The following is a 14595-nucleotide window of genomic DNA, read 5'->3' as shown; positions in this document are numbered from 1 at the left end:
CCAATGCCCTCGCAACCTCTGGCAAATACTGGCCTCAGAGCCAGGCTATTGCGCCAACTGGATGATTCAGCGACAACGCTGAACGGCACCCAGTTGCCCTGCTTCGCAGAGCGCCTGAGCCGGCTGTTTGGCCTGGGCGACACCATGACTCTGGATGCGGCCATTGGTTATCGGGCGAAACAGCCAGGCACGCCTCAGGGCGCCATGGTAGAGCGGTTAACCGAGGAGCTGGCAACAGTACGCCGCGCGCTGGTTCAGCGTATTCGCGGGTTTGGCGCAGATCTGGAGTTCGACGGTGAACCCGAGCTTGAAGCCGCTCTCAATGCCTGGCTCGCACTCCAACGCAAAGTGGCGGCCAACAGCCGTCAGTTGCGGGACAAGGTTCGAAAATCGATGAAAGATCAGGGCCCGAAACTGGCCCGCCTGGCCGAATTGGACGCCGTGTTTGATCAAACAATGGCCGGGTATACCGCACAGTGTTTTTCCCATATTCCCAAGGTTCTTGAACAACGATTCGAGCACCGATCGACCACCCCGGAGCAAAGCCCCACCCCGGCCACAACGGCCGACTGGTTCCACCGCTACTGCGAGGAAGCGCAGTCTTTGTTACTCGCTGAACTGGATGTTCGGCTGGAACCGGTTCTGGGTTTGCTGGAGGCTTGCCACAAAGAGGTTAACAACACCCCATGAGTAAACTGTTCTTTACCCTGGCGTTTGCCATCGGCCTGGCCGTGGTAGCCTGGATTGGTGCCGGATTTGTCGGTTCCGACCTGCTGGCGCTGGCGTTTACCGGCCTGATTGGCGCCGTTTACTGTCTCGGCTTTGGCGAACTGGTGAATTTCCGCCGACAAACCCGCGAACTGAACGCACAGGTTCATCAGTTACCTGAAAGCCAGGAGCAGGTTAACCACTGGCTTGGCACACTGCCCGCCCCGATGCAGTTCCCGGTGCAACGGCGAATCGAGGGCCATGCCGCCGCATTACCCGGCCCGCAACTGACACCCTACCTGACCGGCCTGCTGGTGATGCTGGGCCTGCTGGGCACCTTTGCGGGCATGATTGTGACCCTGGGCGGCGCCGCCTCGGCACTGGACAACAGCACCGAACTCAGCGCCATTCGCAGCGCCCTGGCCGCGCCGATTGCCGGATTGAGCCTGGCCTTTGGCACCTCCATTGCCGGCGTGGCGGCCTCCGCCATGCTGGGGCTGGCCTCCACCCTGAGCCGCCGGGACCGGTTGCAGGCTTCCCGCGCACTGGATAGTGCTCTGCGCGACAAGCTGCATCATCTATCCGCAGATCATCAACGCCACCAGGCGTTCCAGGCACTGGAAAGCCAGGCCAAAGCCCTGCCCGAAATGGCCTCGGCCATGGAACGCATGACGGCGCGCATGGAGCAACTTGGCCAGCAACTGGAACAGTCCCTGACTCACAACCAGCAGGAATTCCACGGCACGGTCGGCCACCACTACCAGACCCTGGCCAACTCCGTGGCCGACTCCCTGAAAACGGCATTGGATAACACTGCAAAGCAAGCGTCAGAGCGGATTGAGCCCATTGTTGTCCAGGCCCTGGAGCAGCTTCAGAAGGATGCTCACGGCCTGCAACAAAGCTGGGCAGATAATGCCCGTGAACAACTCACCGAATTGATCTCCGGGTTTCAGACAGTTACCACAGAGGCGGGCGAACGCTGGCAGCAGAATCTGACTGCACAGCAGGCCCAGAACCAGGAGACGCTAGCGGCCCTCTCAAAGCAGAACGAACAAAGTCAAAGCCAGTTGCAGGAACAGCTCCACACCTGGCTTGGCACCATCAACGACCAGCACCAAACCTGGCTCAAGGAACAGCAGCAACAACTGGTACAGAGCTGTGAACGCCTGAACAACGCCGGAGCTGAGGTGTCGCAACACTGGCAGGCCGGTCTGGCCCGACAGCAGGCTCAAAGTGACGACATGCTGGCAGCATTAAATGAGGCGCTGACTCAATACCAAAGCCATTTCCAGACCAGCAGCACCGGGTTGATTGAGCAGCAACAGGCCGGGCTGGCGGAACTGGTCAGCACCGTTGCCGCTCAGCTCGATCAGCTTCGGGAACAGGAAAGCGAGCGAGCCCGGGCTGCAAACGAGCGAATGGAACAACTGGAAGCCACAGCAGCCCGCCACCTGAGCGAGCTAGGCACTGCACTGGAAGCGCCCATGACCCGCCTGATTGAGACGGCCTCGGAAACACCGAAGGCCGCCGCCGAGGTGATCCGACAGCTGCAGTCGGAAATCGCCCGCAACAGCGAGCGGGAAAACGAGCTGCTGGAGGAACGCCAGCGACTGGTTCAGGAACTGGACACTCTGCTGGAGAACCAGCGCAGCACCGCTGACAGTCAGCGGGAGGCGGTGGATACCCTGATCACCGGCGCCGGCGAAACCCTGACCGGCATCAGCGAACGCTTCAACACCCTGATCCAGGAACAGAGCCAGCAACTGGGCAAACTGGGCGACGACATTACCGGCAGTAGCCAGGAAGTCGGCGCCCTGAGCGATGCCTTCGCGCAGGCCATTGAGCTGTTCAGCCAGTCCAACCAGCAGGTCATCGGCAGCCTGGCGGATATCCAGAAAGCGCTGGACAAGGCCGGTAACCGGCACGATGAGCAACTGGCTTACTACGTCGCCCAGGCCCGTGAGGTGATTGATCTCAGCGTCAGTGCCCAGAAAGATGTGATTGATGCCGCCGCAGCACTGCGCCGGGCTGAACCCAGCGAGGCCGGCTGATGGAACAGCTGGAAGGCGGCGAACAACAATCGGCACCGGTCTGGGCCATCTTCTCGGACCTGATGGCTGCTTTGGTGGGTATTCTGGCGCTGATTCTGGTGTGGGTGATCGGCATTCAGCTGGAGCTGAGCCAGTCCCTGGCCCAGGAAATCGAAAAGCGGGAAGCGGAAGAGCAACGCAGGATCGCCCTGGAGCAAGCCCTGGAAGACCCGCTCACCAAGGGGCTGGTGACTTTCCGGGATGGCCGCATCGGCATCAGCGGGAACGTATTGTTCGAGCTGAATTCAGATCAGTTGCAGGCCGAAGGTGAAGAAGTGCTGGAATCACTGATTCGCCCGTTACAGGCCTACCTGGAACAGCACGATGAACTGCTGATGGTGAGCGGATTCACCGACGACTTGCCGATGCATCCGGGCAATCGTTATCAGGACAACTGGGGCCTGTCGGCCCAGCGGGCACTGACGGTTACCCGAACCCTCACAGAGCTGGGCTTGCCCAATGACCGGGTATTCGCTGCCGCCTTTGGTCCTCACCACCCGGCAGTACCCAACGTCGATGCCGAATCCCGGGCCCAGAACCGGCGGGTGGAAATCAGTACCGTGCCACGGGCGCCTTCGTCGGCTGAGGATACTGAAACCGGGGAAGGTGATTGACCATGAGCGAAGCCCCCGGCCCCTCCTTGCTGGAAAGCTTGAGGCAAAACGGCGCCCATCAGAATGACCCGGTTCGGTTCCGCTATCTGGAGTCTTTCGAGCAGAGACTGCGCGCAACGGGGCTGCATAAGGGAACGACGCACTGGCGGAAGCTGGAACAGGCGATATCGGACTATCAGGCAGGGCTGGACAGTGCCGGGCAGCGCGATGAGCCCACACCCGATGTCGGCGGCAATTCGCCTCTTTCCGGGTTGCTGGACCAGCTGAATGAAACCCCAGAGGCATCGGTTGAAGCGCCGCAGTCGGTTCTGGAACAACGGGTGTTCGGGCAGTCGCCACAAGACCCACCAAAGGCACATCCAGCCTCAGCACCCAATAACCCGCGCCCCCTGAAAGCCATGATCAGAGCCCAGGCGAACCAGGGCCATCACGTTATTGCCGAGCGAATTCGACACGCCATTGAAAGCACACCGAAAGAAGCGGGGCCGATGAACGCGCATCGGTTGGTAAGCCGGGCTATTGCTGAGATGCAGACGTTGTCACCGGAGTATCTGGCACGATTTGCTCGCTACACCGATACGTTGTTGACGTTGGAGCGGCTGGCGAGAAAGGGCTAGAAACGCTTTTGTTCCAGCCCTGGCAATGACGGCCTCAACTCAGGGAGAGAGTTCTTCCAGGTAGGTTTCTCCATCCCCGTATAGCGAGGCAAACTCCTCCTCCGGAACAACGGTCACGGCAATCTCCGGTTCATGGTCACCACCGCCCAGCAACACGCCCCGCATCGGCGTTATATCGGAGAAGTCTCGCCCCCAGCCGAGGGTAATGTGCTCCAGGTCGGGCCTCAGCGCGTTGGTGGGGTCCAACTCCAGCCAACCGAAATCCGGCACGAACACCGCTACCCAGGCATGGGTGGCATCGGCACCGACCAGCCGCTCCTTTCCTTCGGGCGGGTGAGTCAGGATATAACCACTCATGTAACGGGCCGCCAGTCCCACCGAACGCAGGCAGGCGATCATAATATGGGAGAAATCCTGGCAGACCCCACGACGGGCCTTGAACGCCTGCTCCACAGGGGTGAAGGTTTCGGTCGCCGTCGCATCGAAGCGGAAGTCGCGATGGATCATCCGCATCAGGGCATCCGCTGCTTCCACCAGGGGGCGTCCGGGGAAAAATGCCTCGCGTGCATAAGCGGCGTACTGGGAATCGATGGGTACGTTGGTGGACACAAACCGGAACGCCGTGGCTTCGAGATGTTCCGGCGAAAACGTCCTGTCCGCCCGATACCGCAGGCTGTCACGCACGCTTTCCCAGGGTACTTTTGCCGCAGTTGCCGACGGCTTCGGTCGATCGCGCAGCTCCACCCAGAACTCGCTGATGATCTCCAGATAGTCGTGATCACCAGTGAAATGAATCTTGGTAATCCGGTTGCCAAAGCAGTCCAGGAAGGAACGACGTGCCGATGGATCCGGTGAGATCGCCAGGTGATGCTCAAGATTCCTCTGCCAGGGCAGCGCCCGCGGAGTCAGCCTGAGCAGGTGATGAGACTCACCCACCACCTGGTCGTAGTGGTAGAGGGTCTCATGACGCACATGGTAACGGACAAATGTCATGACAGGCGCCTTAATCCGCTTTCACCGGCCGGTCGGAATACCGGGTGTGAATAAAACACTGCCGTTGGATTTCACCCGATACACGATAGGCTTCTGACCGGATATCACACAAGAGCTCTGCCAGAGCTCCGCAGGCCTGATCCGGATGCTTGCGCTCAAACGGGTGCAGATCCAACCCTTGTAAACGACGCAGGGAGTCGTTCAGATCCGGGGAAAACAGCTGTCCGGTTTTCTGACCCATTTCGGGTAAATCCTTCTGCAACTGGCGCAACTGGAACATCACAGAATGGGGGTTGCTCGCGTCGATCACAATGGTGTGAAGCACCCCCAGAAGCTCTGGTGTCCGGCGATATCGGGTCCGGTAGGTCACTTCCGAGTTTGCCACTTCCAGCAGCCACTCCAGCATGGCGTTGCGACTGAAACGGTCACTGAACAGCGGCACACAAATCAGGGTGCACAGATTGGCCAACCGCTCCAGGCGCCGCCCGATCACCAGAAAAACCCAACTGGCGTCCCGCGTAATGTCATCCATGGCAAATCCAGCCAGCGATATGCAATCCAGCAACACCAGATTCAACGCCCGGATTGATTGTTCTGGCGTCGCCGGCGCCGGACTGAGAGGTTTCCCGACCCGGTTGAGTGTGTGCCAGTTGTCTGTGGATAACCGATCCCGGACCTGGCTGGCATTGAACAGCAAGGCCTGGATGATCGACGCAATCGACCCCGGGGATTCCTGGTCACTTACTGCTCTCAGCAAAGCCTCGGGGAGGGGCTCGGGTACGGCATCTTTTTCCGGCTCAGGAAGGGTACCGAACTGCTCGGCCGCCTGCTGGAGCCCAAGCAGTGCCTCCTCACTGGCCTGATCATGCCCCGACAACCGGTTGAACGCCGCCCTCAGCAAGCGAGCCGTGCCTTCCGCCCGCTCAGAATGTCGGCCCATCCAGAACAGATTTTCGCCCACACGGGACGGCGTGTCCCGCTCGCCATCCAGCAGGTCGGAAACCTGCAACCGTTTCTTGATCAGCGATTTGGATGGCGCAGTGTAACGCGACTGTACCCAGGTATCCTTCGACAACCCGCCCCGCTGCATGGAGATGACCTCCACGCCCTCATCCATGGCGACACGGGTCAATCCACCGGGCATCACCCGCCAGCCGGAGGGCGTGGCCGCCGCGAACAGGCGCAGGCCAATAGACCGGGTTGCCAGCGGCTGGTTCTGATCACCCTTCCAGACCGGGGCCTGAGAAAGGTGAACCAACTCCTGCCCGACAAAAGCATGGGGGTGGGCACTCATCTTCTTGATGAGTGCGGTCCGTTCTGCCCCCTTCATCTGATAACCGAACACCGGCTCCATGCGCATACTCGCAAATGCCGGTTTGATGACCAGTTCATCGAGGTGCTCAATGACATAGTCCAACGCGGGTTTTTCACCACACCACCAAGAGGCCACGGATGGCATAGCCAGAGGTGAACCCAGCAGTTTTTTTGAAATCTCCGGCAGAAAACCGAACAGCGCCGCACTTTCAAGAACGCCGGAACCCAGGGCGTTTGCCATCAGCACTTTGCCGGCTCGCACAGCACCCAGCAAGCCGGGGATACCCAACACGGAATCGGCACGGAGTTCCAGCGGATCACAAAAGCCATCATCGAGCCGGCGATAGATGGCATGCACACGACGCAGGCCCTGAAGTGTTTTCAGGTAGACCGTGTCATCGCGCACGGTGAGATCCTGACCTTCCACCAGAGGTAAACCGAGGTAGCGGGCAAGAAATACATGTTCGAAATAGGTTTCGTTAAAACGGCCCGGTGTCAGAAGCACACACAACGCGGTCTCATTTCGCGCCGGAGACATGCTCGCAAGACTGTTCTGGAACCCCTGGAAGAATTCCGCCAGGTTGGTCACTGGCAGGTTGTGGAAGGGCGCGGGGAACGCCCGGGAGATGACCAACCGGTTTTGCAGGGCGTAACCCGCCCCCGAAGGGGCCTGGGTCCTGTCCGCCATCACCCACCAGCCGCCATCCGGCGCCCGCGCCAGATCCACCGCATAAAGGTGAAGGAAGCGGCCACTCACCGGCTGTATGCCCTGGCAGGGCCATTGAAAACCAGCCTGACCGTAAACCAGGGCCGGCGGCATCAAGCCCTCTTTGAGCAACGCCTGATCGCCATACAGATCGCCCAGAACGCTGTCCAGCAGTTCAGCTCGCTGGGCGACCGCTTTCGAGAGCCATTGCCACTCATCCGCGCCCAGAACCAGCGGCAGCAGATCGACTTCCCAGGGCCGGGTATCGCCACGGGGATCTTCGTAGACGTTGTAGGTTACCCCGTCTTCGGCAATCGCGCTGGAAACCGCCTGAGCCCTGAGATTGAGACCGGCGACCGACTCAAGGTTCAACTGTTGCAACAACGGCCGCCAATGGGGCTTTGGCCCGGAACCCAGGGAACCAAGCTCATCAAACCGATCCGGCACCGGATGGTACTGGCGGAGGATGTCCGTTACTGCGCGCTGCTTCGCCACCGTGAATTCGGGCTCCGTTAGTCAATGAGCTGGAAGCATAGCCGCTTTCCAGCCCCCTGAGCCAGTATCAAACGGTAAGTTCACACATGTTATTTGTGATACCGCAAATCCAGGGTGAACGGGAACTCCCGGTGCTCCGGCACCGGCCGCAGGGGTTGCTGGCCTGAGCTGTGTCCCATCCGGAAGAAACGCGCCATACGGCGGCCTTCAGCCTCGAACGAATTCACCGGCAGCGTCTCGAAATTCCGGCCACCGGGATGGGTCACGTGATACTCACACCCGCCCAGACTGCGTTCGTTCCAGGTGTCCACGATATCAAACACCAGCGGCCCATCCACCCCGATGGTCGGGTGCATGCACTGCGACGGCTGCCAGGCCCGGTAACGGACCCCGGCGACCGACTCGCCCACCATGCCGGTAGGCTGAAGTGGCAGAGGCACCTGATTACAGGTGATCTGGTAACGATCCGGCGCAGCACCGCGCACCCTCACCTGCAGACGCTCCAGGGAGGAATCCACATAACGGGCAGTGCCGCCGATTGCACCGTGCTCACCAGTGACGTGCCAGGGCTCCAGGGCCGAGCGCAGCTCAAGGGTGATGCCCTTGACCTTGTAGTCGCCGATCCGGGGGAACCGGAACTCGAAATGGGGCGCGAACCACTCGCTCTCCAGCGGGTAACCACGGGCCTTCATATCGTCGATCACATCTTCGAAATCCTGCCAGACATAGTGAGGCAGCAGGAACCGGTCGTGCAGTTCGGTGCCCCAGCGCACCAGCCCTGGCGGCTTGTAGGGTTGCTCCCAGAAGCGTGCCACCAGCGCGCGCAACAGCAGCTGCTGGGTCAGGCTCATGCGGGCATGGGGCGGCATCTCGAAGGCACGCAGCTCCAGCAAACCGTGACGCCCGCCCGGACCGTCCGGGGAATAGAGCTTGTCGATACAGAACTCGGCCCGGTGGGTGTTGCCGGTGACATCGGTGAGCAGGTCCCGGAGCAAGCGGTCCACCATCCAGGGCGCGATTTTCTTGCCCACCGGGCATAACCGCTCCATCTCCTTGAAGGCCAGCTCCATTTCGAACACGTGGTCATTGCGGGCCTCGTCAATCCTGGGGGCCTGGGAACTGGGGCCAATGAACAGGCCGGAGAACAGGTAGGACAGACTGGGATGGTTGTGCCAGTAGCTGATCAGGCTGCGCAACAGATCCGGGCGCCGCAGGAACGGAGAGTCCTCGGCCTTTTGCGAACCCAGCACAAAATGGTTGCCGCCACCGGTACCGGTATGACGGCCGTCCATCATGAACTTCTCAGACGTAAGCCGGCATTCGTAGGCGTCTGCATAGAGCGTCTCGGTCTGCTCTACCAATTCGTCCCAGGTCTTGACCGGCTGCACATTCACTTCGATCACCCCCGGATCCGGCGTAATCCGGAAATGACTCAACCGTGGGTCGGAAGCTGGCTCATAGCCTTCCAGCAAGACCGGTTGTTTGAGCTCTGCGGCGGTTTTCTCGATGGCAGAGACCAGCACAAGATAGGGTTCCAGCTCCGCCAGCGGCGGCATGAAAACGCGAAGGATGCCCTCCCGGGGCTCAACACACAGGGCCGTGCGGACAATCTCGGGGGCCGACTTGCCTTTTGCCGGCGGCTTCCGCTCAGAGGACGGCTGGCCAGACTGGCTTCGGCTGTTCCATTGACGGATCTGCTCACTGGCGGGCAACGGACCACGGGGGGCAAACGGGTCCTGCTCGTGTATCCAGGGGTAATCCGCTTCTTCCACCCAGGGCTGGCTGTCCAGCGGCAGTCGGTGGCCCATGGGTGAGCCGCCCGGAATCAGATAGCAGCGCTCGCTGCGCAGGAACCAGGGTCCGGTCTCCCAGGCCTTCTCCTTTTCGGAAACACGCAGTGGCAGCACGTAGCCGACGGGCTTATCCAGCCCCCGGCTGAAAATTTGCTGAAGCTGCTTCCGTTCCAGGGCATTGTCGAGCCTGGCATCGAAGGGATCGACGTTGACCGGCAGCCGTCGTTCCCGCCACAGGTAATAAAAGGCATCCTCGAACCCAGGGAACAGGTGCTTTTCATCGACACCCAGTTCCCTCGCCAGGGCCCCCAAAAACCGGTGAGCATCTTCCGGGCTTGCCTTACCTTCAGTACGCTCGTCCGCCAGCCACCGTTCATCCTGCCAGATTGGTTCACCATCCTTGCGCCAGAAACAGTTCAGGGACCACCGTGGCAGCGGCTCGCCCGGGTACCACTTGCCCTGGCCAAAGTGCACCAGCCCACCGGCTCCATACCGGTCCCGCATCCGATGGTAGAGCTCGATGGCCTTTTTCCGCTTGGTGGGGCCCATGGCCTCGGTGTTCCACTCCGGCTCATCACGGTCGTGATTGGCCACGAAGGTGGGTTCACCGCCCTGGGTCAAGCGCACATCCAGCTCGGTCAGGCGTTCGTCCACCTCATGCCCCAGATCCACAATGCGTTGCCACTGCTCCTCGGTGTAGGGTTTGGTCACCCGCGGCGCCTCCCAGATGCGCTGGACGCCCATCTGATGCTCGAACTCTACGTCACATTCCTCCACCATGCCGGTGATGGGAGCCGCAGAGGACGGATCAGGGCTACAGGCCAGGGGAATATGCCCTTCTCCGGCAAACAGACCGGAGGTGGGGTCCAGCCCCACCCAACCCGCGCCAGGCAGAAAGACCTCGCACCAGGCGTGCAGATCGGTGAAGTCTTCCTCGGTGCCCGAGGGTCCGTCCAGGGCTTTCTGGTCCGCCTTGAGCTGAATCAGGTAGCCGGAGACGAACCGCGCTGCCAGGCCGAGGTGCCGAAGCGTCTGAACCAGCAACCAGGTCGAATCCCGACAGGATCCAGACCCTTTTTTCAGGGTCTCTTCCGGCGTCTGGACACCCGGCTCCATCCGGATCAGATAATCGATCCGATCAGCAACACGCTGATTCACACCCACCAGAAAATCGACACTGGGGGTTTCCTTGCGGTCTATAGCGGCCATCCACTTCCGGAATTCCGGTGTTTCCGGCAGTTTCTGCAAGTAAGGCGCCAGCTCCGCCGTCTGCCATTCCTCATAGTCGAAGGGAATGGTCTCCGCCCGGGGTTCCAGAAAGAAATCGAACGGGTTGATCACGGCCATCTCGGCAACCAGGTCCACCGTGATCTTCAACTCGTCAGTTTTTTCCGGAAACACCAGCCGGGCCAGATAGTTGGCCTGCGGGTCCTGTTGCCAGTTCAGGAAGTAACCTTCGGGCTCAACCCTCAGCGAGTAACTGAGAATACGGGTTCGCGCATGTGGACAGGGTCGCAAACGAACAATCTGAGGGCCCAGGGTGATCGGGCGCTCGTAGCGATAATGGGTGGTATGACTCAGGGCAACGTGAATCGACATGGAACCTATCTCGCACGGGAATAGTGTTGGGAGTTTCAGACTGTCTCGTAGACAGGAAACCAGGTCTCTGCAATGTCGTCGTGAAGCTCACCGATCTCCAGCTGCAGGTTCTCCAGAAACAGGATCACATCCTCCTTGCGGATTAACGCATCCACGTCGCCTTCACGGGTATGACGGACTGCCTGCAGTGCCGTGCGCAGCGGAATTTCGTTCCTGGGCAGGCGACTGAGGGCACCGGCCACTTCGCTGAGACTGTGCAGCACCGAGCGCGGGAAGGGTTCGTTCTGCAACAGGAAGCGAATCACCAGAGGCCCACTGACCTTGCGTCGCACGTTGTGACGGTACATCTGGAAGGCACTCTGGTAGCGCAGAACGCTGGTCCACAAGAGCCCGCCGTAGGTTTCGGTGCCATCCCAGCCATCGAGGAACTGTAAGGCACCCACCTCAATCTGTCGCGTGGCCATGTCTGCCCGCTCAAGGTTGCGCCCGACCCGGATGAAGTCGTAGCCCTCGTCATGACTCATACACCCAGCCAGCAGGCCGTTGAGCATCTGGCAGCGGCCAACGATTTCGTTCAGGAATTCGTATCTCGCCCGTTTACCTATCCCCTGATCCATGTGCTCCTGGATGTATCGATAAAGCTCATTGATGACTTCCCAGGCGTCGGTCGGCACCTGATCCCGTGTGGTACGCACATTCTCCCGGGCGGCCTTGATGCAGGAAGCAATGGAACTCGGGTTGTAGCTGTCTGCCATCAGAAACTTCACACAATTGCGCTCATCTGCTTTCTGATGGTGCTGATCGAACAGGGCTTCCATGCCGGTAACCGCTACCAGGCTCTTCCAGGACAGCTGGGTTTCCCGCGGCATATCCAGCGCCAGGGAATTGAAAGCCATGATCATCCGGGCGCTGTTCTCGGCCCGTTCAAGGTGTCGGGCCATCCAGTACAGTCTTTCCGCTACACGTGACAGCACATCAATTCTCCTCGTCCACGATCCAGGTATCCTTGCTTCCACCGCCCTGGGAAGAATTCACCACCAGGGAGCCCTTGCGCATCGCCACCCGCGTGAGCCCGCCGGCGGTAACGTAGGTTCGCACGCCCTGCAGCACGAAAGGCCGCAGATCCAGGTGCCTCGGCGCCAAACCCTCGTCGCACAGCGTGGGAGCGACCGACAGACTCAACGTGGGCTGGGCGATGTAGTTGCGTGGGTTCTTCTTGATCAGACGGGCAAATTCGGTGCGCTGCTTCTTGGTGGAATGCGGCCCCACCAGCATGCCGTAACCACCAGACTCGTTCGCCGGTTTGACCACCAGCTCGTCCAGGTGCTCGAGCACATACTCCTGGTCCTGTTTGTTCACGCACATATAGGTGGGCACGTTGGGGATGATCGGCTCCTCATCGAGGTAATAGCGGATCATGTCTGGCACAAAGGCGTAGATCACCTTGTCATCAGCCACACCGGCACCGGGCGCGTTGGCCAGGCCAACCTTGCCATTGCGCCAGGCTCGCATCAGGCCCGGCACGCCCAGGGTAGAGTCTGCCCGAAAGACTTCCGGGTCCAGAAAGTCGTCATCAATGCGCCGGTAGATCACGTCCACGCGCTCCAGGCCCTCTACTGTGCGCATGTACACGCAATCGTCTTCACCAACGACCAGGTCAGCCCCCTCCACCAGCTCGGCCCCCATGCGCTGCGCCAGGAACGAGTGCTCGAAATAGGCCGAATTGAAAATCCCCGGGGTGAGTACCGCAATTCTTGGATGATCCTGGGGCCTTGGAGAAATCGACGCCAACATGTCGAACAGCTGGTTGGTGTAGTCATCCACCGGCAGGATACTGTTGTTGTCGAACAGTTCCGGGAACACCCGCTTGGTCAGTTGGCGATTTTCCAGCATGTAGGAAACACCGGAAGGAACCCGCAGGTTGTCCTCAAGAACATATACCTTTCCGTCCTTGTCTCTCACCAGATCCGATCCGCAGATGTGGGCCCAGACCCCCAGTGGCGGCGTAAAACCACGGCACTGCTCGCGGAAGTTCTTGGAGTTGGCGAACACGTACTTGGGAATGACCTTGTCTTTGACGATATTCTGGTCGTTGTAGATATCGTTAATGAACATGTTGAGGGCCGTCAGGCGCTGGGCCAGCCCTTGTTCAATGTTTTCCCACTCCCGGAGCGAGATCACCCGGGGAATGATATCGAAAGGCCAGGCCCGGTCGATATTCTCGCCCTCGCTGTAGATGGTGAAACTGATCCCCATCTCCAGTATCGCCAGTTCGGCAGCCTGCTGGCGCGCCTGGATCTCCTCGGACCCGAGATTGCCCAGGTAGTCGGTAATCGCCGTCGCGGCTCGTCTGGGCTTCCCTTTGGCAGCGATCAGCTCATCGTAGAAGTCGTTGGGATCGTAGTTTTTCCAGTCAATCGCTTTGTTCTTTTTCATTCGGGATCCTTTCATTAACGTCCGTGAGCGATCTGGTGCACCAGACGGAGCTTCTCCACCACCGCAGGCGCCAGCACAAAGGGGTAGGCGTCGTCGTGCCCCATGCTTCGGTTCAGGCTGTTGAGCGCAAGCGTCAAAGGCAACCAATGCCTGATCAGCGCATCGAAATCGCCTGCCAGGTAGGGATCAAACGCCGGACCAGGTTCGTTGCTTGTTGTCGGGCTCTGTTGGGCGTGTAGCCGCAGGCCAAACTGCCAGGCCGTTTCCAATGCATCCACCATATGCAGATAGTGTGCCCAGGTCTCTGCCCAGTCCTCCCAGGCATGGCTGCCGGCATAGGCGCTGATGTATCGGCTTTGCCAGTCAGATGGCGGGCCGTATTGGTAATGCTGGTCCAGCGCTTGCCTGTAGTCTCTGGTCTCATCACCAAAAAGGTCCCGGAATTTGCCCAGCCACGGGCTACTCCGGACAAGCAGATCCCAGTAATAGTGTCCGGACTCATGGCGAAAATGCCCTAAAACAGTGCGATACGGCTCGGCCATCTGGTTGCGCATCCGCTCGCGTTCCACCGGGTCTGCTTCGGCGATGTTGATGGTAATGACGCCATTGGCATGGCCTGTCGTTACTTTTTTACGCTCGTCAAACATAGCCGGCTGATCGGCCAGAAAATCGAATGCCAGCCCAAGCTGATCTTCGTTCCGGGGTTCGCACGGGAGTCCCAGGCGCAAGACGGAATACACAAGCCGCCGTTTCTCTTTTTCGAGGCGACGCCAGAGATCATTGTTCTTCTCGATGCTGAGATCCGGAATGGTGCGATTGAGGCGACAGGCAACACAGAAGGTATGCGGATCGGTTTTGGGGATCAGCCAGTTACAGGCTCGCTGATTCTGATAGTTGTCACACAACCGGTAGAGATCACCACGTGCGACCGTCGCCCAGGTGTTATCGCCTTCCGGCTCGATCGCCAGCAAATCCATGACATCCGGGGCAAAGCCCAGGTCAGCTCCGCAATGGGTACAGCGACTGTTTTCAAAGTAAAGCAGGTTGGCACATCGACCGCAGTGGAACAGCTTCATTGGAAGGCATCCTTGGCCAATACCGGGAAAAGCACGCCTTCAAGTATTGGCCATCCACGCCAAAACGCAAAACTGCCGTTAAGCAATACCAACCTTCGGAGCGACAACTCTTGCCGTCGGCATCCTGTTCTTTGGTGCAGCGATAAGTGCGGGG

Annotated in this window: 10 protein-coding genes; 4 read left to right on the top strand and 6 right to left on the bottom strand. The window is 59.8% G+C overall.

Features of this window, described 5'->3' with window-relative positions; genetic code table 11:
- Positions 1 to 3: 3 nt before the first annotated feature.
- From LWH94_RS04285 to LWH94_RS04270, 4 genes are read left to right on the top strand one after another with little or no spacing between them, the layout of a single operon-like run.
- Positions 4 to 690 carry a DUF3348 family protein gene (locus tag LWH94_RS04285; protein ID WP_232901350.1) on the top strand — a complete coding sequence of 229 codons (687 nt, stop codon included), beginning with the start codon at positions 4 to 6 and terminating at the stop codon, positions 688 to 690.
- Positions 687 to 2759 carry a DUF802 domain-containing protein gene (locus tag LWH94_RS04280; RefSeq protein ID WP_232901349.1) on the top strand — a complete coding sequence of 691 codons (2073 nt, stop codon included), beginning with the start codon at positions 687 to 689 and terminating at the stop codon, positions 2757 to 2759. Before LWH94_RS04285 ends, LWH94_RS04280 begins: the two co-directional genes overlap by 4 nt.
- On the top strand, positions 2759 to 3412 hold the full coding sequence (locus LWH94_RS04275) for an OmpA family protein (RefSeq protein WP_232901348.1): 654 nt from the start codon (positions 2759 to 2761) through the stop codon (positions 3410 to 3412). The genes LWH94_RS04280 and LWH94_RS04275 overlap by 1 nt, the downstream gene beginning before the upstream one ends.
- Positions 3413 to 3414: 2 nt before the next feature.
- Positions 3415 to 4029, top strand: a complete 615-nt coding sequence (locus LWH94_RS04270) for a DUF2894 domain-containing protein (protein ID WP_232901347.1) — start codon at positions 3415 to 3417, stop codon at positions 4027 to 4029.
- Between the two features lie 39 nt (positions 4030 to 4068).
- Here the strand turns inward: LWH94_RS04270 and LWH94_RS04265 are convergent, their stop codons facing one another.
- From LWH94_RS04265 to LWH94_RS04240, 6 genes are all read right to left on the bottom strand, one after another.
- Positions 4069 to 5022: a transglutaminase family protein gene (locus LWH94_RS04265; RefSeq protein ID WP_014422409.1), complete on the bottom strand. Its 954-nt coding sequence runs from the start codon at positions 5020 to 5022 to the stop codon at positions 4069 to 4071.
- A 10-nt stretch (positions 5023 to 5032) separates the two neighbouring features.
- A complete protein-coding gene (locus LWH94_RS04260; RefSeq protein WP_022989740.1) occupies positions 5033 to 7537 on the bottom strand; it encodes a circularly permuted type 2 ATP-grasp protein in 2505 nt (834 codons plus the stop codon).
- Positions 7538 to 7626: 89 nt separating this feature from the next.
- Positions 7627 to 10929, bottom strand: coding sequence for a transglutaminase family protein (locus tag LWH94_RS04255; protein ID WP_022989739.1), 3303 nt, complete (start codon positions 10927 to 10929; stop codon positions 7627 to 7629).
- 35 nt (positions 10930 to 10964) lie between these two features.
- Complete coding sequence (locus tag LWH94_RS04250) at positions 10965 to 11903, bottom strand: alpha-E domain-containing protein (RefSeq protein WP_022989738.1); 939 nt, start codon at positions 11901 to 11903, stop codon at positions 10965 to 10967.
- 1 nt (position 11904) lies between these two features.
- Positions 11905 to 13365 carry a circularly permuted type 2 ATP-grasp protein gene (locus tag LWH94_RS04245; RefSeq protein WP_011786477.1) on the bottom strand — a complete coding sequence of 487 codons (1461 nt, stop codon included), beginning with the start codon at positions 13363 to 13365 and terminating at the stop codon, positions 11905 to 11907.
- A gap of 14 nt (positions 13366 to 13379) precedes the next feature.
- Complete coding sequence (locus LWH94_RS04240; protein ID WP_022989737.1) at positions 13380 to 14441, bottom strand: zinc-binding metallopeptidase family protein; 1062 nt, start codon at positions 14439 to 14441, stop codon at positions 13380 to 13382.
- Positions 14442 to 14595 lie beyond the last annotated feature (154 nt).

It is taken from the genome of Marinobacter sp. G11, from assembly GCF_021282325.1.
GTDB classification, from domain to species: Bacteria; Pseudomonadota; Gammaproteobacteria; order Pseudomonadales; family Oleiphilaceae; genus Marinobacter; species Marinobacter vinifirmus.
Note: the sequence above shows the minus strand (reverse complement) of the source record. Positions and strands in the feature narration are given on the sequence as shown.